Below are 20,245 nucleotides of genomic sequence, written 5' to 3' on the forward strand. Positions count from 1 at the left end.
ACCGTGCCGCGGGTGGGCGGCACTCCGCCCGCGAGTCCGCGCGAGGGAGCCGAGCCGTACGGCAGGGGGCCGGGCGGCTCACACCGTCGCGAGCCGTCCGTACGGTAACCCAGCGATCTTGTCGCCAGCGAGGTCGACCTCGGCACCGGGCGCCGGAACAGGCGGACAGGGACCCCGGTCGCTGCCTGCGCGAGGTGGTGGACGGGCACCCATCCGTGCGGCCGAGCAGGTGCCGCCCGGCCAAGGTCCACACGGGCCACCAGGCGGCGAGCGGCAGAACGACCTCAGACCACGGAGAGCAGGTCCACCACGAAGACGAGCGTGGAACCCGCCGGGATCAACGGCGAGGGGGACTGGCTGCCGTAGCCGAGGCGTGGGGGCACGATGATCTCGCGCCGACCGCCGACCTTCATCCCCCTGACACCCCGGTCCCAGCCCTTGATGACCCTGCCGCCACCCACCGCGAACTTGAACGGCAGCCCCCGGTCCCACGAGGCGTCGAACTCCCTGCCGGACGCGAAGGTGACCCCGACGTAGTGAACCTGGACAACCCTGCCCGGCTTCGCCTCAGGCCCGTCCCCGACGACGAGGTCCCGGATGGTCAGCTCCGAGGGAGCGTCGCCCTCCGGAAGCTCGATCTCGGGTTTCGTCGGTTCACTCATCGCAGTCTCTTCTCTCTCCACCGGAAGCGCTCGCACGGACCAGCCGGGCGCGTGGCCGGCCCCCTTCCGTCCATGATGACGCTACGGGGAACGCCGAGTCCGGCCGGGCGGGACGGCTGTCGACTCAGCCGCCGCTCTTCCGCCTGAACGACCGCTGGCTCGACGCCGGTCCGTGTGCCGCCCGGACCTTCGACCCACCCGGCTTGGCGGCGACATCGGCCGCGTCCGCCTGCGCACCGCGCTTGTGCGCCAGGGCTTCGCGGAACTTGCGCTTGAGGTCGTCGTTGCCTTCGCTGTCCGGCACCAGAGGGGACGCCTCGGAGGCAGTCGGCTCCGAACCTTCCGTGGGCACGGGCTCTGCGGTCATGGTGACCTCCTGGGGTTCGGGGATGGGCGAGCACAGCTTGTCATGCCGGGCATGGTGCGGGATGCCGGCACCCTCGTCCTGTTCCGTTTCGGCGGGTATGCCCTCGCGGAGAGTACGTCTTCCGTACACATGACTGACAAGAAGCTGTCACACGCGGACCGGAATGCGGGTCCGGCGGACGCCCGTTCTGCATGACATGACTGTTGGAGTAGCACTTAACGCCTCCGGCGCCCGGAACCAGGTCGACGCCGGCGTGGAGCTGGCCCGGGAGGCCGCGGCCGCCGGTCTGCGGTCGGCCTGGTTCGGCCAGACCTTCGGCGCGGACTCACCCCAGCTCGCCGCGATCGTCGGGCGCGCGGTACCCGGACTGCAGGTGGGCACCTCCGCGATCCCCATCTTCGGCCGGCACCCCCTGCTCGTCTCCAGCCAGGCCCAGACCGCCCAGGCCGCGACGCACGGCCGCTACCACCTCGGTCTGGCCCTGGGCACCAAGCTGCTGACGGAGACCGGCTTCGGCCTGCCCTTCGAGCGCCCCATCGCCCGCCTACGCGAATTCCTGACCGCACTGACACAGTTGACGCGGACCGGCGCGGCCGACTTCCACGGTGAGCTGCTCACCGCGACCACTCCGCTCCCTGCACGCGTACCGGGCGCCGAGGGGGGCGTCCCCGTGCTGGTCGCCGCGATGGGGCCACAGGCGCTGCGGGTCAGCGGTGAGCTGGCGGACGGAATCCTGCCGTACCTGGCGGGCCCGCGCGCCCTGGCGGAACACATCGTCCCCGCCCTGACCGCGGCGGCGGAGGCCGCCGGCCGTCCCGCGCCCAGGATCGTCGCCCTGGTGCCCGGCGTGGTCACGGACGACGTGGACGCGGTGCGGGCCAAGGCCATCGACAGCCTCGCGTTCTACGAACGGATCCCGTCCTACGCGCGGGTCATCGAACTGTCCGGCGGCCGCCGGGCCGCCGACGTGGCCGTGATCGGCGACGAGAAGGCGGTCGAGGCCGAGGTCCGGCGTTACCGCGACGCCGGAGCCACCGAAGTCGTGTTCTCGAGCACCGAGATCGCGGGAGAGGCGGCCCGCCGTCGCACGTGGGCACTCCTCGGCCGGCTCGCCGGATGAGCGGGCCCCTCGGGCATCGGCCCGGCCGCTGCCCCGCGCCCCTGTGCGAGGCCGAGCCTCGCGTGACGAAGGAGAACGCATGACCACCGAAGTGACCACGACCGACCTCCAGGCCTTCACCGAGAACTGGGCGGACTGGTACCGCGCCCAGGAGGCCAGGCTCGCCGACCCGCACGGGTTCCTGGCCATCACCGGCCTGCACTGGCTGGACGACCGGCCGCAGCGCTTCCCCGACGCGCCCGGCGCGTGGCACACCGGCCGCGACGGGGTCACGGTACGGCTCGCCGACGGCGAGGAACTCGTCGTCGGCGGTACGCCGGTGCGCGGTGAACACCGCTTCGGCGTGCTCGCCGAGCGCAGTGGCGTCGACGCGGTCTGGGGAGACGCCGTCATCGAGGTCGCCAAGCGCGGCGGCCACGACATCGTGCGCCCCCGGCACCCGGACGCGCCGCTGCGCACCGCCTTCGCCGGAACACCGGCCTACGACCCCGATCCCCGCTGGTCCGTGACGGGCCGGTACGTCCCCTTCGACGAGCCGCGGCCGACCACCGTGGGCGCGGCCGTGGAGGGCCTTGAGCACGTGTACGACGCCCCGGGCAGGATCGAGTTCGAGCTGCACGGGCGGCAGTTGTCCCTGACCGCGTTCCCCGGACATGGGGGCGGGCGGCTGATGGTGCTCTTCACCGACGCGACCTCCGGGGTCACCACCTACTCCGCCAACCGGTCCCTGACCGTCGAGCCGCCCGCGGCCGACGGCACGGTCGTCCTGGACTTCAACCGCGCCGCGAACCTGCCGTGCGCCTACACGGACCTGGCCACCTGCCCGCTGCCGCCGGCCGAGAACCGGCTGCCGGTGGCGATCGAGGCGGGTCTGAAGATCCCGCGCGAGCGCGGCGGTTCCTGAGGCCGGGGTGCCGGCCGCGGGGAGGCGGAGGCCGGGGGAGTGGTCTCGCGGCCGCTCTACCCGCAGCTGTCGACCTGGAGAGAGACCCGGTCCGGGCCGTTGACCACGTGGCGGCGCAGTACGTGGGCACGGATGAGGCGGACGCTCGGCGGGATGGGCACACGGACGGGTTCGCGGCCCCAGCGGAGCCACAGCGACAGATGGCCGAGCTCCGCGGCTTGCGTGAGCTTGTCGAGCGAGAGGAGTTTGCTGGTCCGGTCGATCTCGATGCTGATGGGCGCTCCTTTGCCGGAGCGGTGCCTGAGCTGCAGATCGAGCCGCCTGGCGCGATGGACGTCCGGTCGGGAGGGCAGGAGGACCTCCCGCCGGGCCTCGTATCCGAGGCCTGTGGCCCACACGGATATCGACTCGGTGAAGAACCTCGTCACCTCCGGCGCTGACAGGTCGGTGAAATGCCGGCTGTTGAGCCAGGCCCTTAAGGAGACGGCAGCGGCATCGAGTCCTGAGTTCGACATGGTGCGAGTATCCGGCGCAGCACTGACAGCGGGCGACCCGCGGGGCCCTGACGTGCGCGCGGCGGTGGACGCGGCGTATGAATCGTGGGGAGACACAGAGCTCTTTCAGAGTGGCCACCGATCGGGTGACGGGCCAGCGTTCCGCAACGCACGAGGCTCCCGTGCCGTTGAGAGAGATGTTCGACATCTCAACTCATCAACATAGGAGCCTCATTGGTTCGCCGCCCTGCCGCACTCGACCTGCCGCACGCCCTGGTCGAGTGGGTGTCCATGCTCATCGTCACCCGTGAGGGTGACCGACGCTGCAAGCGACCGCCCCACCAGCGCGCCCTCGCGGTCGAACGAAGCATCGCAAGGCTGAAGTCCTGGCAGATCTTCCGCCGGGCACGCTGCAGCCCCAACCGCATGACCGTCATCGCCGCAGCCATCCTCACCCTGGAACGTCAACGCTGATGAATCTCATGGTCGTTCCAGGGTGAGGACGGATGGGCAATGGCCGTCATCCAGTCGGGAACCGTCTCACGACCAGACAAGCCGACCTTCGACGAACCCACTGACCCGGGAGCTTCCACCGGCGATCCTCGTCAGCGTCTCCGCCACAGAGTCGAAATACTGGGCCATCGACTCGTACTCGCCCGTGACCGTGGGGGCACCCACGAACCAGCGGCCGACGCGCCCGTCCCGCACATCGATGAACTTTCCCCTCCAGCCGTCCTGGTCCGACAGGAACGGGATCCACTCGTTACGCCAGAACGGGTAGTCCGGCTGGTCCGGCGGGTCGAATCCGCAGGACGTGGAGCGGTTCGCGTAGAGCCTCTCCATCGCCCGGATGCCCAGAAAGAAGATCCCCTCGTCGGGGAACCCGTCGAAACCGCAACATTGCACTTCATCGTCGACATCTTCCTCCGGCAGATCCAGATTGTTCTGCAACAGCCACGTCCGCAGGTCCCCATGCAGGGAGATCCCCATCCGTTCCTCGGCTGCCGCGAGCATCTGCTCCGTAGCGGGCCCCGGCAGATCCGCGTGATCGGCCGGCGCGTGCTCCCGAAGCAGACTCATCACACGCGACCAACTCTCAGCCACACTCATCGCTCTCTGTCCTCTCCACAGGGATGTCTCCGTCCGACTACGCCACTGCGGAGGTCGGGAAGTACCGGCCGGAGAACCTTGCAGGGATGGTACTTCGAGCATGCGTTCTATCTCCCCCGCGATCGTCTTCCGCCCCGAAGCGCGGAGCCCGGCCCTCAGCGAAGGGACCGCCCGCGTCTTCTCACAGACAACCCACCGTGCCCGGCGGGCCCAGCCGAGGAGCTTCCAGGACTCAAACGAAGACCACGGTGTCACCCTGGAGTGGCGAAGCTGAAAACGCTCACAGGGAAACGCTCGTACTCACATGGAGGCGTTGATGACCGTTCGCCGAGTCGTACCCAACATCCAGTCGGAGGCAGGCCAGGAGAGTCGGGAGTTCTACGGCCTGCTGGGCTTCGAGGAGGTGATGAACCACGGCTGGATCATGACGCTCGCCTCCCCCTTCGCCCCGGCGGCACAGATCAGCGTCATGACCGGTGACAAGACCGCGCCTGTCACACCGGACATGAGCATCGAGGTGGACGACGTGGACGCGGCCTATACGGTCATGCGGGGGAGCGGTGCGGAGATCGTGCATCCCTTGCGGGATGAGGAGTGGGGCGTGCGACGCTTCTTCGTCCGCGATCCCAGCGGACGGGTGGTCAACGTCCTGAGCCACCGCTGACGCCCCGCCACCGCCACGGTGGAAGTGTCGGCCCCGGCCACGCTATCGACAGCCCGGCCCTGACCCGGAGTGTGAGGGCCGGGCTGTCGACGAGCCGCCGGTCTACTCGCCGGAGGGCAGGCGGCAGCCGACCGTGTCACGGGGCGGGAGTCCTGCCCGGCCGGGCCTCCCGCGCGCCGCGCCGAGCTGCGGGTGCGGGTACGGAACGACCTCGGCATGCTGGAGGGAGCGCCGCGACAGGGTCCGGCGCGAAGGAGGTGCCGGGATGACTTCCCCGACGGTACCCGCGCCCGCGGCGCGCCGGACGCCGACCGCCGACTTCCCTCTCCCCCGATCGCGAGGTGTGCGATGAAGCTGCGACGCGCCGCCGCCGCTGCGGCTCTGCCGATCCCCCTGCTGTGCGTATGGCTGGCTCCGCCCGCCTCCGCCGCCACCACACACACCATCTCTTTGACCGGAAGGATGACGGTGACCAACGCGGGTGGCGTGTTCGACGACGACACGACCCAGACCTTCGATTTCAGGAGGCAGGTCCGCCTGACCCACGACAACCCGACGGACACGCTGACCACCTCGCACTGCGTGGCCGACCAGACCGTGGGCGAACTGAGCGTCCAGGTCCGGCTCAGAACCGACGAGACGGTCGTGGAAACGCCGACGTTCCGGCTGCTTGAGGGGTCGAGCTGCCTCACCGACGACCTCGACGACCTGTCCGAAGGCATCCAGCAGGGCATGCGCCCGGGCGAAAGCCTGACGGACGCGAGACTGTCCGTCCGTAACAGCGAAGCGTTCTCCCCCGACAGCGCCTCGGTGTCCTTCGACCTGCGACACGCGACCGGTTCGGGCATGGGGGCCGGGCGTCCCGCCCCGGTGTCGGGCGTGGTCGCCAGCAGGCCCGATCCCGCGGATCCTTCCCGGGTCCGGGTGGACTGGGAGGACGTGGTGACCGACGAGACGCACTTCCAGCTCCGCAACAGCACCCTCAACACGACCGTGAGCGTGGGCCCGAACACCACGTCGTTCACCTTCACCGACCAGCCGACGGAGCGGCAGTGCTACCAAGTGCGGGCGGCCAACCGGCACGGCCCCTCGGACTGGACCCCCGTGAGCGCCACCCAGGAATGCACCTGACGGCCGGCAGCACATCCGGCCTCTCGCCCGCCTCTCCTACCGGCTCCGGCCCTGAAACCGTGCTCGGCGGCCGCACCAGCGGCCCCGAGCCGGCCGGCTCTTCGGCGTGGCCTCCTTCGGTCCGCCAGAGCCGCTGAAAGGCTACGAAAGGTTTCGAGGCGCTCCGGGCAGGTCTGGAGCGCCCTCGGTAGGGCAAGGCGCGCTCGACGTCTTCCGGTTCCGCGCATCACCCTCCTGTTCTTCTCAAAGGTAAACGAACCGCGCAAGTCGGCACTCGATCGGCAGCCATCGACCCGCGAAGTTTTCGGCGTTCTTTGCGAATCATGTGAAAAGCGTTGACGCGGCTTGCTCGCTCTCTATCATTCTGGTTGCTCGAATCTTCGAACCACGTTCGAAATATCGGACGAAGTGAGATTGCGTGCGACGTGACCGGGGCGCCGAGGGGTCCACCCCTGCGGCAGGCGCCACCGCGATGCCGTGCGTATGTCATGTGCAGGGCAAACCGTGGCTCCGCGAGGAACCGCGCCACATCGACAGTCCGGGCAGCCTTCGACGGGCCGACCCGGAACCACTGACTCACAGTCGAGGAACTCCCCATGCGCAGTGGAAGTATCGGCCGCAGACATCTGTCCGCGGTGTTCACCGCCTGCATCGTGGCCCTGGTCGCAGTGGCGGCGACGCTCATCGCCGCCCCGGCTCAGGCGGCCACGAGTGGCGCCTTGCGCGGTGCCGGGTCCGGCCGGTGTCTCGACGTGCCGGGCGCCAACCAGGCCGACGGCACGTACCTGCAGATCTACGATTGCTGGGGCGGGACCAACCAGCAGTGGACGTTGACGGACGCCAATCAGCTGACCGTGTACGGCAGTAAGTGCCTGGACGTCCCGGGCCATGCCACCACGGCCGGTACGCGGGTGCAGATCTGGACGTGTTCCGGCGGTGCCAACCAGCAGTGGCGGGTGAACGCGGACGGCACGATCGTCGGCGTGGAGTCCGGCCTGTGTCTGAACGCAGCGGGCTCCGGTACCGCCAACGGAACGGCGGTGGAGATCCGGACCTGCAACGGCGCAAGCAGCCAGAAATGGACCGGCCTCTCCACGGGCGGCACCTGCTCCCTTCCGTCGACGTACCGGTGGACGTCGACGGGAGCGTTGGCGCAGCCGGCGAACGGGTGGGTCTCGCTGAAGGACTTCACCAGCGTGATGCACAACGGCAAGCGCCTGGTCTACGCGTCCAACTCGTCGGGGATGTCGTACGGTTCCATGATGTTCAGTCCCTTCACGAACTGGTCGGACATGGCGTCGGCGGGCCAGACGGGGATGAGCCAGGCCGCTGTGGCGCCCACGCTCTTCTACTTCGCGCCCAAGAACATCTGGGTGCTGGCGTACCAGTGGGGCGCGTCGGCCTTCGTCTACCGCATGTCGAGCGACCCGGCCAACCCCCACGGCTGGTCCTCCCCGCAGCCGCTGTTCACCGGCAGCATCTCCGGTTCCGCCACCGGCCCGATCGACCAGACCCTGATCGGTGACGGCCAGAACATGTACCTGTTCTTCGCCGGTGACAACGGCAAGATCTACCGGGCGAGCATGCCCATCGGGAACTTCCCGGGCAGCTTCGGCTCGTCGTACACGACCATCATGAGCGACTCGACGAACAACCTGTTCGAGGCGGTGCAGGTCTACAAGGTGCAGGGCCAGAACCAGTACCTCATGATCGTCGAGGCGATGGGGGCGCAGGGGCGTTACTTCCGCTCGTTCACCGCCTCCAGCCTGAGCGGTACGTGGACCCCGCAGGCCGCGACCGAGAGCAACCCCTTCGCGGGTAAGGCCAACAGCGGTGCCACCTGGACCAACGACATCAGCCACGGTGACCTGGTGCGCGACAACCCCGACCAGACCATGACCATCGACCCCTGCAACCTCCAGTTCCTCTACCAGGGCAAGTCGCCCACCGCCGGCGGCGACTACGACCGGCTGCCGTACCGGCCGGGCGTTCTCACCCTGCAGCGCTGACGCGCCGGGCCCGGTCCACGAAGCCGATGCCGGCCCGAGCCGGGCGATCGGCTCGTGGACCGGGCCCTGGCGCTCACGTCGCGGGCGGCGGCGCCGTGCTCTTGCGTACGACCAGACTCGTGGCCAGCTCCAGTCGCGTGGACACCGATTCCTGGGCCCGTAGCCGCATCAGCATCTGCGCCGCCTCCTCCGCCATCTGGCGCAGCGGCTGGTGGACCGTGGTCAGTGCCGGGCTGGCCCAGCGGGCGATGGACACGTCGTCGTAGCCGACCACCGAGAGGTCGTGGGGCACGCGCAGGCCCTGCACCCGGGCGGCTTCCAGCACGCCGAGTGCCTGCAGGTCGCTGCCCGCGAAGATCGCGGTCGGCCGCTGCGGCTGGGACAGCATCTCCGTGGCGCGGTCGTATCCGCCCTCCACGTGGAAGTCGCCGAACAGGATGAGTCCGGGATCCACCTCCAGCCCGGCCATGGACATCGCCGACCGGTAGCCGTCGAGCCGGGCGCGGGAGCAGAGCATGTCCTCGGGCCCGGTGATGATCCCGATGCGCCGGTGCCCGCACTCGATGAGATGGCGGGTGGCGGCCAGTCCGCCATTCCAGTTGGCCGAGCCGACCGAGGGCACGTCCGGATCGGGGTCGCCCGCCGGATCGATGATGACGAACGGGATCGAGCGCGCCCTGAGCTGCTGTTTCACTTCGCCGGGCAGGGCGGAGAAGACCAGGACGACGCCGAGCGGCCGGCGCTGGAGCATCGCCTCCATCCACTCGGGGCCGGGCGAGTGGCGCGTTCCGCTTTCGGTGAGGACGACGCCGGCGTTGTGGGCCTTGGCGACGTTCTCCACCCCTCGGATCAACTCCATCGCCCAGATGCTCTCCAGCTCGTGGAACACGATCTCGATGAGCGGCGCCTCGCGGGCCGACCGTGTGGTGCGCCGGTACGCATGGGCCTCCAGCAGGCGCTCCACCTTGACCCGCGTGGGGGGCGACACGTCCTGCCGTCCGTTGAGGACCTTCGAAACTGTCGAAATGGAGACGCCGGCCTGCTGGGCCACCTGGGCCAGGGTGATGCGGCCCATTTCCTCGTCATCGCGCATGGCGAGGAGCATAAAGCACGCAGCAACCGCCGCCGAGGCGTAACGCTTTGATAACGCGGCGACCGAGGGTTGACCCCTCAGGTGCGGAGTCCTAGCGTCCCGACTCATGAAGTTTCGGTACTCACACCGAAAAGTTTCGAGAGGCGAGTCGATGAAGCAACGCGCACGGTTCCCGCGGACCGTTGTCGTCGGTGGTGCCGCGCTGGCCCTGCTGCTCTCCCTGTCCGGGTGCGGAGGGGACTCCGATGCGGCCGGCGGCGACGACACCATCCACGTCCTGGTCTACGGGGACGCGGCGAACAAGGTGGAGAAGGAACTCGTCGCCACCTTCAACAAGACATCGAAGGTCAAGGCCGTCCTGGACACGATCCCGGGCGCCGACTACCAGGCCAAGCTGCAGACGATCATCAGCAGCAAGCAGGCGCCGGACGTCTTCTTCAACTGGGGCGGCGGCAGCATCAAGCCGTTCGTCGACGCCGGCCTGCTGCTCCCGCTGGACTCCTTCATCGCCAAGGACCCCGACCTCAAGGCGAAGTTCCTGCCGTCCGTGTTCAACAGCGCGGTGGTCGACGGCCAGTCCTACGGGGTCCCCATGCGCGGTACCCAGCCCGTGCTGCTGTTCCACAACGGCAAGGTGCTCAAGGAGGCGGGTGTCGAACCCCCGAAGACCTGGGACGACCTGCTCGGGGCCGTCAAGGCGCTGAAGGCCGACGGCGTCACCCCGATCGCACTGGGCGGCGGCGACCGGTGGCCGACACTGATGTGGTTCGAGTACCTCTACGACCGCATCGCCGGCCCGGAACTCTTCCAGAAGGCCCTGGACGGCGACAAGGACGCCTGGGCGAGCCCGGACAGCCGCAAGGCGCTGGGCAAGATCAGGGAACTGGTGGACGCCGGGGCCTTCGGCACCAACTACGACTCGGTGAAGTTCACCGACCAGGGTTCCCCCACGCTCCTGGCGACCGGCAAGGCCGCCTTCGAGCTGATGGGCTCATGGGAGTACTCGACGCAGCAGGACGCGCACCCCGCATTCGCCAAGAGCGACCTCGGATACGGCACCTTCCCCTCCGTCGAGGGCGGCAAGGGCGACCCGGCGAACGTCGTCGGCAACACCAACAACTTCTACTCCGTGCTGAAGAAGACGAAGCACCCGGAAGCCGTCGCCGAGTTCCTGAAGCTCATGTACTCGGACCAGTTCGTCAAGGCGCAGCTCGCCATCGGCAATCTGCCCACCACGACGAACACCGAAGGCTTCCTGGACACCGCCGCCAGCCCCGAGTACGCGAAGTTCCAGTACGACCTGGTCAAGGCGGCCCCGGCGTTCCAGCTCTCCTGGGACCAGGCGTACCCCCAGTCGGCGGCCACCACGATGTACCAGGCCCTGCAGCAGTTCTTCAACGGCTCGATGGACGAGGACGCGTTCATCAAGGCCATGCAGGCGCTGCCGACCTCGTGAGCTCCCTGAAATCCGGACTCGGAACACATGACATGACCCGAATCGCCGCACCCTCCGCGGGCAGCGAGAGGGCCGGCTCGTCCGGCATCGGAGCGGGCCGCCCGGGATTCCTCTGGGCGGCCCCCGCCGCCGCCTTCTTCGGCCTCTTCGCCCTCGTCCCCCTCCTCATGGTCGCCGTACTCTCCTTCGCCAGCTGGGACGGACTGGGCGACCCGGAATTCACCGGCCTCGACAACTGGAAGCAGCTCCTCGACGACCCCGTCATGATCAAGAGCCTCTGGCTGAGCGTCCTGCTCACGGTGCTCGGGGTCGTCGTCCAGACCCCGCTGAGCATCCTGCTCGGCGTCTGGGCGGCGGGGCACCAGCGCAACCGGGCCGTCCTGTCCGCCATCTACTTCGTCCCGATGCTGCTGTCCATCGCGGCCGTGTCCGTGCTGTGGCGCGCCGTCCTCGACCCCAACTTCGGTGTCCCCGCGCAGGCCGCGTGGCTGTTCGGCGACGGCAACCTGTTCGGAAGACAGGCCAGCGCGATCGGCGTCCTGGTCTTCGTCAGCACCTGGCAGTTCACCCCCCTGCACACGCTGATCTACCAGGGCGCGGCGCGCGCGGTGCCGCCGGTCCTCTACCAGGCGGCGCAGATCGACGGCGCGGGCACGGTGCGCCAGTTCTTCCACATCACGCTGCCGCAGCTGCGCAACTCGATCATCACCTCGATGATCCTGATGGTGGTCGGCGGACTCACGACCTTCGACACCGTGCTCATCCTGACCCAGGGCGGACCGGGCAGCGACACCACCATCAGCGCGTACTACATGTACCAGAAGGCGTTCAAGAGCTTCGACTACGGAGCGGCGTCCGCCATCGCCCTCCTCCTGGTCCTCGTCTCCACGGTCATCTCGCTGATCGTGGTGCGGCTCTCGGGCTACGACAAGATGCGCAGCACCATGGAGGGACTGTGAGGAAGAGCCGTCCCAACTACCTGGCGGGTTTCGGCTCGCTGGTCTGGCTCCTCGTGGTGGGGCTGCCGCTGTACGTGATGCTCTTCGCCACGTTGCAGTCGCGCCCCGACTACGCGGCGAACGGCCCCCTGGCCTTCCCCGAGCACATCACGCTCGACAACTACGTCAACGACCTCGACAGCGGCTTCGCGCAGTACTTCCTCAACACGGTCATCGTCACCGTGTGCGTGGTGGGCATCGTCGTGCTCCTCGTCCCGCCGCTGGCGTACACGATCGTCAGGAGCCGGGGCCGGGCCACCACCGCGGTCTTCCGGCTGTTCCTCCTGGGCCTGGCGATCCCCTCGCAGGCGGTCATCGTCCCGATGTTCTTCGTCATCAGCGAGGCCGGTCTCTACGACAACCTCATCGGGGTCATCCTGCCGACGGCGGCCTTCGCCATGCCGGTGTGCGCCCTGATCCTCACGGGCGTGATGCGTGACATCACCCCCGAGCTGTACGAGGCGATGACTATGGACGGCGCCTCGCCCCGGCGGGTCTTCTTCCAGCTGGTGCTTCCGCTGTCCAAGAGCGGGGTCTCGACGATCGTCGTCTTCTCCGCGCTGCAGGCGTGGAACGGCTTCCTCTTCCCCCTCGTCCTGACGCAGTCGGCGGAGACCAAGGTCGTCACCATGGGGCTCTACGACTTCCAGACGGAACACGGAGTCGACACCCCCGGCCTGCTCGCCGCAGTCGTCCTGTCCATGCTCCCCATCCTGATCGTCTACCTGTTCGCCCGTCGTGCCCTCGTACAAGGGCTGATGGGGGTCGGAGGAAAGTGACCGCCAACATCGACAACGCCGGCGTGCAGACAGCCGCCGAGGCCACCGACTCCCGGGAGCGGCTGTCCGGCACCACGGACCACCGCACCGGACCCTGGCGCGACCACACCCTCACGCCCGAGGCCAGGGCCGACGCCCTGATCGCCGCCATGACCCTCCAGGAGAAGATCTCCCAGCTCTTCGGCGTCTGGGTGGGCGCGTCCGACGAGGGCGGCGAAGTGGCGCCGTTCCAGCACGACATGGAAGAGGCCGTCGCCCTCGACGACCTCCTTCCGCACGGCCTCGGCCAGCTGACCCGCCCCTTCGGAACGGCCCCCGTCGACCCGGCCGTAGGCGCCCTCTCGCTGGCGCGCACCCAGGAGCGGATCGCCCAGGCGAATCGCTTCGGCATACCGGCGCTCGCCCATGAGGAATGCCTGGCGGGCTTCGCCACCTGGGGCGCGACCGCCTACCCGGTACCGCTGTCCTGGGGCGCCACCTTCCATCCCGAGCTGATCCGCGAGACGGCCGCCGCGATCGGCCGCGACATGCGCTCCGTCGGCGTGCACCAGGGCCTCGCCCCGGTCCTCGACGTCGTACGCGACGCACGCTGGGGCCGCGTGGAGGAGACGATCGGCGAGGACCCCTACCTGGTGGGAACGATCGCCACCGCCTATGTGCGCGGACTGGAGTCGGCCGGGGTCGTCGCCACGCTCAAGCACTTCGCCGGCTACTCGGCCTCGCGCGCGGGCCGCAACCTCGCTCCCGTCGGCATGGGCGCGCGGGAACGGGCCGACATCATCCTGCCCCCGTTCGAGATGGCCGTACGCGAAAGCGGCGTACGGTCCGTCATGCACGCCTACACCGACACCGACGGAATCCCCTCCGCGGCCGACGGGCCACTGCTGACCGGCCTGCTCCGCGACACCTGGGGATTCGACGGGACCGTCGTCGCCGACTACTTCGGCATCGCCTTCCTGAAGACGCTGCACGGTGTGGCGGCGACCTTCGGTGAAGCGGCCGGCGCCGCACTCGGCGCCGGTGTGGACGTGGAACTGCCGACCGTCAAGACGTTCGGCAGGCCGCTGACCGACGCGATCACCGAGGGCCTCGTCCCCGAGGCACTGGTGGACCGTGCGGTACGCCGTGTACTCGTACAGAAAGCCCAACTGGGGTTGCTGGACGCGGACTGGAGCCCGGTGCCGCCGGTACTCGCCGCAGCCGCGAACGCGGACGGCTCCGCACGCGCGAACTCGGAGGAGTTGCGCGGGACCGTCCGCCTCGACACCGACGAGAACCGCGCGCTCGCCCGCCGCGTCGCCGAACAGGCCGTCGTCCTCCTGCGCAACGACGGCACCCTGCCCCTGGCGGCGGACCCGGCCGCCGGCGCCCCGGCCCGCATCGCACTCATCGGGCCCAACGCCGACGACCCGACGGCCGTCCTCGGCTGCTACGCCTTCCCCGTCCACGTCGGAGGCCGGCACCCCGAGACCCCGCTCGGCATCGAACTCCCCACCCTGCGGCAGGCGCTGATCGCGGAGTTCCCCGACAGCGAGATCGTCACCGCGCGGGGCGCCGACATCGACGGCCCGGCCACCGGCGGGCTCGCAGAGGCCGTCGAACTGGCCGGGGCCGCCGACCTCGTGATCCTCGCACTCGGCGACCGGGCCGGCCTCTTCGGGCGGGGCACGAGCGGGGAGGGCTGCGACGCGGAGAACCTGGCCCTCCCCGGCGTGCAGGAACAGCTCCTCGACACCCTCCTCGACACGGGCACCCCCGTCGTCGTCACCCTGCTCGCCGGACGCCCCTACGCCCTCGGACGTGCGGCGGACGAGGCAGCCGCCATCGTGCAGTCGTTCTTCCCCGGCGAGGAAGGAACGACGGCCATCGCCTCGGTGCTCAGCGGCCGCACCGAACCGTCCGGCCGGCTCCCCGTCAGCGTGCCGCGCCACCCGGGCTCCCAGCCCTCCACCTACCTGGCGGCCCGGCTGGGACACTCCAGTGAAGTGTCCAGCGTCGATCCGACCCCCGCCTTCGGGTTCGGCCACGGTCTGACGTACACCGCCTTCGAGTGGAGCGACCTCGTCGTGGAGCGGGGACGGGCATCGACGGAAGGGGAGCTCACGCTCTCCTGCACCGTCCACAACACGGGCGCCCGGAAGGGGACCGAAGTGGTCCAGGTGTACCTGCACGACCCGGTCGCCTCCGTGGTCCAGCCGGTGCAACGCCTCATCGGGTACGTCCGCCTCGGCCTGGAACCCGGACGGGCTGCCAGGGTGCGGATGACCGTCCCGGCGGACCTCGCGTCCTTCACGGGCCGCGAGGGCCACCGGATCGTCGAGCCGGGCGACCTCGAACTGCGGCTGAGCGCGTCGAGCACCGACACACGCCTCACGGCACGGGTCACGCTGACCGGACCTGTACGCACGGTCGACCACACGCGGCGGCTGCACATGGACGTCGCGACGGAGCTCCACACGGACGCGTCGTAGTCCGGCGGGCACCGGCCGGAAGGGGCCTTCGCGGGTGGGACGCACCCGCGAAGGCCCCTTCCGTTCCTCTGGCCGGACGCTCCGGTCAGGAGGCGGTGCAGGCGCTGATGGCCGGCGGCGCCGTGTCGCCGTTCGTCATGACGGTGAAGCCGAAGCTCGTCGTCCCGCCGGCCGCCAGACTTCCGTTGCCGTTCGGGGTCATCGTCATCACCTTCCCGGTGCTGTCCCAGCTGGGCGTGCCGTTCCAGGTGGCCGAGATCCGCTGCGCCGAGCCGACGGTCACCCGCACGTTCCATCCGCTGATCGGCGAACTCCCCGCCGTGACCGTCACCTTGCCGTTGTACCGGTCACCCCACGTCTCCTGCTTCGCGTACGAGACGGTGCATGTTCGGGTGCCGTTTCCGCCGCCGCCGGTACCGCCCAGGGCGGACAGCACGGCGTCGTAGGCGGGCTTCTTGCCGTAGTTCCCGTCGAAGAGCAGCGGGGTCCCGCTCGCGCGCCAGGAGTACTTGTCGGTGACGCCCCAGACGGTGATGCCCGTGCAGCGCGTCACGGCGAGGCATGCCTTCACCACGTTGGCGTAGCTCGTGGCCTGCGAGGTGCCGGACCCCTCGATGTCCAGTTCCGTGATCTGCACGTCGACGCCGAGGTCCGCGAAACGCTGCAGGTTCTGCTGGAAGTCGGCGGGGACGGGGGACTGGCTGTTGAAGTGGCTCTGGAAGCCCACGCAGTCGATGGGCACACCGCGCTGTTTGAAGTCCTTCACCATGGCGTACACGGCGTTGGACTTCGCGTTCACCCCGTCGGTGTTGTAGTCGTTGTAGCAGAGCTTCGCGGCCGGGTCGATGGCCCGGGCGGTGCGGAAGGCCTCCTCGATGAAGCCGTTGCCGAGCTTGTCCTGGAAGGGCGAACTGCGGCGGGCGCCGCTGCTGCCGTCCTGGAAGGCCTCGTTGACGACGTCCCACGAGTGGATCTTGCCCTGGTAGTGCCGCATGACCTGGGTGATGTGGTTGTTCATCGCGGAACGGAGGTCGTTCGTACCCAGGGACCCCACCCACCCGGGCAGCTGGGAGTGCCAGACCAGGGTGTGTCCCCGCACCTTCATGCCGCGGGCCTGCGCGTGGCCGACGATCTGGTCGGCGGCCCCATAGGTGAACGATCCCCGGGACGCCTCCAGCGCGTCCCACTTCATCTCGTTCTCGGGGGTCACCGAGTTGAACTCCGTGTTCAGCGTGGCGGCGTAGGGCGCCTCACCGAGGTGGTTCGCGGCGACCGCCGTGCCGAAGTAGCGGCCCTTGGCGGCTGCCGACTCACCGAGGGTGCTCGCCGCGTGGGCGGTGCCCGACAGGGCGACGACACCGGTGGCCGCGAGCAGCCCGGTGAGGGAGAGGGCCACTGCCCTGCGTGCGGAGGCGCGGAGAGGGGCGCGGCCCTCTCCGGGTGCGTTCTCGGTTGTTCGGATCATGACAATCTCTTTCCTGTGGGGCGGACTGAGCGGGGTCGGGCGGATGGCGTCGGGATGCCGGCTCCCGGCCTGAGCGCGGCGGTGGTCGCGCCCGTGGCCGGACGCCGGCCGGCCACGGGCGGGCCGGTCAGGCCAGGAGTGGCGTACGATCCCTCCTCCGGTACTGGCCTGTTCCCGGGATGCCAGCGAAAGGTTTCAGGCGTCGGCAAGCCGGTCCTGCCCGTCTGTTGCACGGGAAGGTGGCTGCCAATGAGATCCTGGGGGATGTACGACGCCGAAACAATGGCGCGGCACGATCGAAACAATTTCGGTCCGCTCGCCTGGAGGCGGGGCAGCGGTCGCCGGATCGAAGGATGCCGCGTCGCCGGATTTCGTCAGGGACGGCGGTCTGCCCTGTTGCCGCATGCCGAGCACGTTCGCCGTACCGTCGCCCAGGCGTCGGTCGGTTGCATGGTTCGGCTTCTTCGCTCAGCGAAGTTGCTCGGCAAGTCCCACGATGATGCCCTCCGGGCCGCGGAGCGTCGTCCTCTCTTCGCGGTACTTTTTCGTCACATCACGGTATGGGCTTGAGCATCGAGCCGCCCGATCCGTGCATGGCGTCGGGACACGACCGCACCGGTGCCCACGAGCCGGAGGGTGCGCTGGAAGGTCCGCACCGGCTCGCCCCGAACCGGGTGATCGGGGCCGGCGGAAGAGTAAATGCTTCGACAGCGACCCTCCCCACCCGGCAAGGTGTCCGCCCGTGACGAGCAGTGAGCTGTGGACCCGCGCGATCGCCGACCGCTACGACGCCGAGGAGACCGACATGTCCTCGGCTGCCGTTCTCGGCCCGACTCTCGCCCTTCTCGCCGAGCTCGCCGGAGACGGCCGGGCACTGGAGTTCGCCATCGGGACCGGACGCGTGGGCGTCCCGCTCCGGGAGCGCGGCGTGCCGGTGGTCGGCATCGAACTGTCCGAGCACATGGCTGCGGTGCTGCGGCGCAAGGTCGACGAGGACGCGCTTCCGGTGGCCATCGGGGACATGGCCACCACCGTCGTTCCCGGCGCGTTCACCCTGGTCTATCTCGTCTACAACACCATCACCAACCTGCTCACGCAGGACGAGCAGGTCGAGTGCTTCCGCAACGCCGCGCGTCATCTGGAGCCCGGCGGCCGCTTCGTCATCGAGCTGGGCGTGCCGCCGCTACGGTTCCTGCCGCCCGGCCAGGTCGCGGTGCCGTTCGACGTCTCCGAGCGGCATCTCGGCTTCGACACCTTCGACCTGGTCAAGCAGGTTCTCGTCTCCCACCACTTCACCCGCGACGGCGACGATGACCGCTTCCGGCGCGGCACCTCCCGACACCGCTACGCCTGGCCGGCAGAGCTCGACCTGATGGCACGGATCGCGGGGCTCGAGCTGGAACGTCGCGTCGAGGACTGGGACGGGGCGCCGTTCACCCAGGACTCGACGAAGCACATCTCCGTGTGGCGCAAGCCGACCTGAGGCCGGACCAGCGGGGTGTGGTCGGCCGCCGGTCACGCCGGGGCAGGTGATCTTGCCCGGATGGCGATGTCGTCATGGCTCCCTTCCCCGCGTCAACAGCCGGTACGCGGACGCCGAGTGGCCGGGATCGCTGATCCCGGCCACGTGGTCCACGGGCGCCCGGCGGCCGGTGGCGGCCGCCGAGGATCACCCCATGTCGGTCATGAACGGCGCGTCACTGGTAGACCCGCACGTAGTCCACCAGCATCTTCGCCGGGAAGGGGGTCGAGGCGTCGGTCGGTCCGGGCCAGTCGCCGCCGACGGCGAGGTTGAGGATCAGGTAGAAGGGGTGGTCGAAGACCCATGGACCGCGGGTCTGCTCGATCTGCGCCTTGTCGAGCGTGAGGACGGTCCGGCCGTCAAGGCTGTAGACGATGCCCTTGCTGTCCCAGTGGGCGGCCCACACGTGGAAGTCGTCCGAGTAGTCGACGTCCCCCGGCAGCTTGTAGGGAGCCCCGATCCCGCCACCGCCGTTGTAGGCCGGAGCGTGGACGGTCGAGTAGGAGGTCTTCACGTCCTTGCCGAGGACCTCCATGATGTCGACCTCGCCGTTGTACGGCCACGGCCGGCCGTCGAGGAAGTCGGCGCCCATCATCCAGAAGGCGGGCCAGAGCCCGTTGCCCTTGGGCACCTTGATGCGCGCCTCGACCCGGCCGTACGTGAACTCGAACTTGTTGCCGGTGTTCATCCGGGCGGAGGTGTACTGGCAGGTGCCGCTCCCGGTGAGCGGGTCGGTGGGGCACGAGGAGCCGGGGGTGGCCTGCTTACGGGCCTCCATGACGAGGTGACCCGCGCCGTCCATGCTCGCGTTGTCGTGGTTGGTGTAGTACTCCAGCTCGTTGTTGGGGCCGGTTCCGGGGTCCGCGGTCCACTTGGCAGGGTCGGGCTTGGTGCCCGCCGGGGTGTTGAACTCGTCCTGCCAGACGATCCGGGGCGGGTCGGCGGGGTCGGGCGGCAGCGGAGGCGGGGTGACCGGTGCTCCGCCGGTGCCGTACACCTGGAACTCCCACAGGGAGTACCCGTACGGAGTGGCCCGCTGGGTGCCGTACATGCGGACGTACCGCCCGGTGCCGGACACGGTCAGGGTCTGCTTGAACCCGGTGCCCGCCGTGGTCGAGTAGATCGGGACCCAGTTCGCGTTGTCGGTCGAGACCTGGATCTGGAACGCCTTGGCGTAGGCCGGGTCCCACTGGAGCACCACCTTGCTGATCTGCGCCGTCGCGCCCAGATCGACGGAGATCCAGCCGGGGTCGGTCCACCCGGTGGTGGGGCTGGTCGCCCAGCGGGAGGCGGGGTCGCGGTCGAAGGCGCGGGCCGGGGTGCACTCCCAGCACTGACCGTCGGTCTGCGAGCTGGAGGCGGTGCCGGTCCTGCCGTAGGACAGGAGCTTCTCCCCGGGCGTCGGATCCGGGTCGCCGCCGGTGTCCTTGGTGCCGTACACCTGGAACTCCCACAGGGAGTACCCGTACGCGGTGGCGCGCTGGGTGCCGTACACGCGGACGTACCGGCCGGTTCCCGCGACGCTCAGCCGCTGGTTGCCGCCGGTGCCCGTGGCGGTCTCGTGGACCGTGGACCAGGTGCGAGCGTCGGCCGACACCTGGATCTGGAAGGCCTTGGCGTAGGCGGCTTCCCAGTTCAGGGTGACGTCGCTGATCTTGGCGGAAGCGCCCAGGTCGACCTGTATCCACTGGGGGTCGGCGAAGGCGCTGGACCAGCGGGTGCCGGAATCGCCGTCCACGGCGTTGGCGCCGGCGAACGGGTTCTCCGTGGACGAGACCGTCACCGGTCTGCCCTGGGAAAGCAGAGCGTCGGCGGCGTGGGCGGGCGGAGGGGCAGGCAGGACGGCGAGCGACAGCAGGGTGACCGCCAAGGCTATGAACAGGCCCAGGCGGCGGAGCATCGGACTCATGGCGGCTCCTCGAAGCGAACGCGCGGTGCGGGAGAGGGTCAGGGAGCGCTCCCTGGAGGGGGAGCCTGCTGCTGCCGACAGGAGGTGTCAA

At 69.4% G+C, this 20,245-nt stretch carries 17 protein-coding genes and 1 pseudogene; 11 read left to right on the top strand and 7 right to left on the bottom strand.

The features are described from left to right. Positions 1–284 precede the first annotated feature (284 nt). Together ACZ68P_RS26205 and ACZ68P_RS26210 are read right to left on the bottom strand one after the other, a co-directional pair. Positions 285–662, bottom strand: a complete 378-nt coding sequence (locus tag ACZ68P_RS26205; protein WP_471010246.1) for an FKBP-type peptidyl-prolyl cis-trans isomerase — start codon at positions 660–662, stop codon at positions 285–287. Positions 663–786: 124 nt separating this feature from the next. Beyond that, entirely contained in the window at positions 787–1,029 is a 243-nt protein-coding gene (locus ACZ68P_RS26210) for a DUF5302 domain-containing protein (protein WP_471010248.1), read from the bottom strand. A 196-nt stretch (positions 1,030–1,225) separates the two neighbouring features. Here ACZ68P_RS26210 and ACZ68P_RS26215 point away from each other — a divergent pair, with 196 nt between their 5' ends. Together ACZ68P_RS26215 and ACZ68P_RS26220 are read left to right on the top strand one after the other, a co-directional pair. Then, positions 1,226–2,149, top strand: a complete 924-nt coding sequence (locus ACZ68P_RS26215) for an LLM class F420-dependent oxidoreductase (protein WP_471010250.1) — start codon at positions 1,226–1,228, stop codon at positions 2,147–2,149. A 79-nt stretch (positions 2,150–2,228) separates the two neighbouring features. Beyond that, positions 2,229–3,053 (top strand): DUF1684 domain-containing protein, encoded by an 825-nt coding sequence (locus tag ACZ68P_RS26220; RefSeq protein ID WP_471010252.1) that lies wholly within the window; start codon positions 2,229–2,231, stop codon positions 3,051–3,053. Positions 3,054–3,109: 56 nt separating this feature from the next. Here the strand turns inward: ACZ68P_RS26220 and ACZ68P_RS26225 are convergent, their stop codons facing one another. Further along, positions 3,110–3,568 (bottom strand): hypothetical protein, encoded by a 459-nt coding sequence (locus ACZ68P_RS26225; RefSeq protein WP_471010253.1) that lies wholly within the window; start codon positions 3,566–3,568, stop codon positions 3,110–3,112. Between the two features lie 213 nt (positions 3,569–3,781). Between ACZ68P_RS26225 and ACZ68P_RS26230 the strand changes: the two are divergent. After that, positions 3,782–3,901: pseudogene (locus ACZ68P_RS26230) on the top strand (IS5/IS1182 family transposase); the annotation flags it as partial. 186 nt (positions 3,902–4,087) lie between these two features. Here ACZ68P_RS26230 and ACZ68P_RS26235 read toward each other — a convergent pair. Further along, entirely contained in the window at positions 4,088–4,657 is a 570-nt protein-coding gene (locus ACZ68P_RS26235) for an SMI1/KNR4 family protein (protein WP_471010256.1), read from the bottom strand. Between the two features lie 316 nt (positions 4,658–4,973). On the opposite strand from ACZ68P_RS26235, the gene ACZ68P_RS26240 reads away from it, so the two are divergent. The 3 genes from ACZ68P_RS26240 to ACZ68P_RS26250 all read left to right on the top strand — a co-directional run bounded on the left by ACZ68P_RS26240 (position 4,974) and on the right by ACZ68P_RS26250 (position 8,461). After that, complete coding sequence (locus ACZ68P_RS26240) at positions 4,974–5,321, top strand: VOC family protein (protein WP_471010259.1); 348 nt, start codon at positions 4,974–4,976, stop codon at positions 5,319–5,321. Between the two features lie 348 nt (positions 5,322–5,669). Next, positions 5,670–6,452: a hypothetical protein gene (locus ACZ68P_RS26245; protein ID WP_471010261.1), complete on the top strand. Its 783-nt coding sequence runs from the start codon at positions 5,670–5,672 to the stop codon at positions 6,450–6,452. Positions 6,453–7,048: 596 nt separating this feature from the next. Then, complete coding sequence (locus ACZ68P_RS26250) at positions 7,049–8,461, top strand: non-reducing end alpha-L-arabinofuranosidase family hydrolase (protein WP_471010262.1); 1,413 nt, start codon at positions 7,049–7,051, stop codon at positions 8,459–8,461. A gap of 73 nt (positions 8,462–8,534) precedes the next feature. Here ACZ68P_RS26250 and ACZ68P_RS26255 read toward each other — a convergent pair whose 3' ends face one another. Further along, on the bottom strand, positions 8,535–9,566 hold the full coding sequence (locus ACZ68P_RS26255; protein ID WP_471010263.1) for a LacI family DNA-binding transcriptional regulator: 1,032 nt from the start codon (positions 9,564–9,566) through the stop codon (positions 8,535–8,537). 139 nt (positions 9,567–9,705) lie between these two features. On the opposite strand from ACZ68P_RS26255, the gene ACZ68P_RS26260 reads away from it, so the two are divergent. The 4 genes from ACZ68P_RS26260 to ACZ68P_RS26275 are packed head-to-tail and all read left to right on the top strand — an operon-like array spanning position 9,706 to position 15,258. After that, complete coding sequence (locus tag ACZ68P_RS26260) at positions 9,706–11,010, top strand: ABC transporter substrate-binding protein (RefSeq protein ID WP_471010266.1); 1,305 nt, start codon at positions 9,706–9,708, stop codon at positions 11,008–11,010. A 32-nt stretch (positions 11,011–11,042) separates the two neighbouring features. Next, positions 11,043–11,969, top strand: a complete 927-nt coding sequence (locus ACZ68P_RS26265) for a carbohydrate ABC transporter permease (protein ID WP_471010267.1) — start codon at positions 11,043–11,045, stop codon at positions 11,967–11,969. Continuing rightward, positions 11,966–12,787, top strand: coding sequence for a carbohydrate ABC transporter permease (locus ACZ68P_RS26270; protein WP_471010269.1), 822 nt, complete (start codon positions 11,966–11,968; stop codon positions 12,785–12,787). Before ACZ68P_RS26265 ends, ACZ68P_RS26270 begins: the two co-directional genes overlap by 4 nt. Beyond that, positions 12,784–15,258, top strand: coding sequence for a beta-xylosidase/alpha-l-arabinosidase (locus tag ACZ68P_RS26275; protein ID WP_471010271.1), 2,475 nt, complete (start codon positions 12,784–12,786; stop codon positions 15,256–15,258). The genes ACZ68P_RS26270 and ACZ68P_RS26275 overlap by 4 nt, the downstream gene beginning before the upstream one ends. Before the next feature lie 85 nt (positions 15,259–15,343). On the opposite strand, the gene ACZ68P_RS26280 is transcribed toward ACZ68P_RS26275, so the two are convergent. Then, positions 15,344–16,723, bottom strand: coding sequence for a glycoside hydrolase family 10 protein (locus ACZ68P_RS26280; protein WP_471010272.1), 1,380 nt, complete (start codon positions 16,721–16,723; stop codon positions 15,344–15,346). A 742-nt stretch (positions 16,724–17,465) separates the two neighbouring features. Between ACZ68P_RS26280 and ACZ68P_RS26285 the strand changes: the two genes are divergently transcribed. Beyond that, positions 17,466–18,206, top strand: coding sequence for a class I SAM-dependent DNA methyltransferase (locus ACZ68P_RS26285; RefSeq protein ID WP_471010274.1), 741 nt, complete (start codon positions 17,466–17,468; stop codon positions 18,204–18,206). A gap of 214 nt (positions 18,207–18,420) precedes the next feature. Here ACZ68P_RS26285 and ACZ68P_RS26290 read toward each other — a convergent pair whose 3' ends face one another. Then, a complete protein-coding gene (locus tag ACZ68P_RS26290) occupies positions 18,421–20,154 on the bottom strand; it encodes a discoidin domain-containing protein (RefSeq protein WP_471010275.1) in 1,734 nt (577 codons plus the stop codon). Between the last annotated feature and the right edge of the window lie 91 nt (positions 20,155–20,245).

This window comes from Streptomyces sp. NPDC036822 (genome assembly GCF_055609145.1).

What these genes read in the sequence shown, in the direction of transcription:
- ACZ68P_RS26205 (WP_471010246.1), bottom strand. Translation starts at nt 662, where the DNA reads ATGAGTGAACCGACGAAACCCGAGATCGAGCTTCCGGAGGGCGACGCT.
- ACZ68P_RS26210 (WP_471010248.1), bottom strand. Translation starts at nt 1,029, where the DNA reads ATGACCGCAGAGCCCGTGCCCACGGAAGGTTCGGAGCCGACTGCCTCC.
- ACZ68P_RS26215 (WP_471010250.1), top strand. Translation starts at nt 1,226, where the DNA reads ATGACTGTTGGAGTAGCACTTAACGCCTCCGGCGCCCGGAACCAGGTC.
- ACZ68P_RS26220 (WP_471010252.1), top strand. Translation starts at nt 2,229, where the DNA reads ATGACCACCGAAGTGACCACGACCGACCTCCAGGCCTTCACCGAGAAC.
- ACZ68P_RS26225 (WP_471010253.1), bottom strand. Translation starts at nt 3,568, where the DNA reads ATGTCGAACTCAGGACTCGATGCCGCTGCCGTCTCCTTAAGGGCCTGG.
- ACZ68P_RS26235 (WP_471010256.1), bottom strand. Translation starts at nt 4,657, where the DNA reads ATGAGTGTGGCTGAGAGTTGGTCGCGTGTGATGAGTCTGCTTCGGGAG.
- ACZ68P_RS26240 (WP_471010259.1), top strand. Translation starts at nt 4,974, where the DNA reads ATGACCGTTCGCCGAGTCGTACCCAACATCCAGTCGGAGGCAGGCCAG.
- ACZ68P_RS26245 (WP_471010261.1), top strand. Translation starts at nt 5,670, where the DNA reads ATGAAGCTGCGACGCGCCGCCGCCGCTGCGGCTCTGCCGATCCCCCTG.
- ACZ68P_RS26250 (WP_471010262.1), top strand. Translation starts at nt 7,049, where the DNA reads ATGCGCAGTGGAAGTATCGGCCGCAGACATCTGTCCGCGGTGTTCACC.
- ACZ68P_RS26255 (WP_471010263.1), bottom strand. Translation starts at nt 9,566, where the DNA reads ATGCTCCTCGCCATGCGCGATGACGAGGAAATGGGCCGCATCACCCTG.
- ACZ68P_RS26260 (WP_471010266.1), top strand. Translation starts at nt 9,706, where the DNA reads ATGAAGCAACGCGCACGGTTCCCGCGGACCGTTGTCGTCGGTGGTGCC.
- ACZ68P_RS26265 (WP_471010267.1), top strand. Translation starts at nt 11,043, where the DNA reads ATGACCCGAATCGCCGCACCCTCCGCGGGCAGCGAGAGGGCCGGCTCG.
- ACZ68P_RS26280 (WP_471010272.1), bottom strand. Translation starts at nt 16,723, where the DNA reads ATGATCCGAACAACCGAGAACGCACCCGGAGAGGGCCGCGCCCCTCTC.
- ACZ68P_RS26290 (WP_471010275.1), bottom strand. Translation starts at nt 20,154, where the DNA reads ATGAGTCCGATGCTCCGCCGCCTGGGCCTGTTCATAGCCTTGGCGGTC.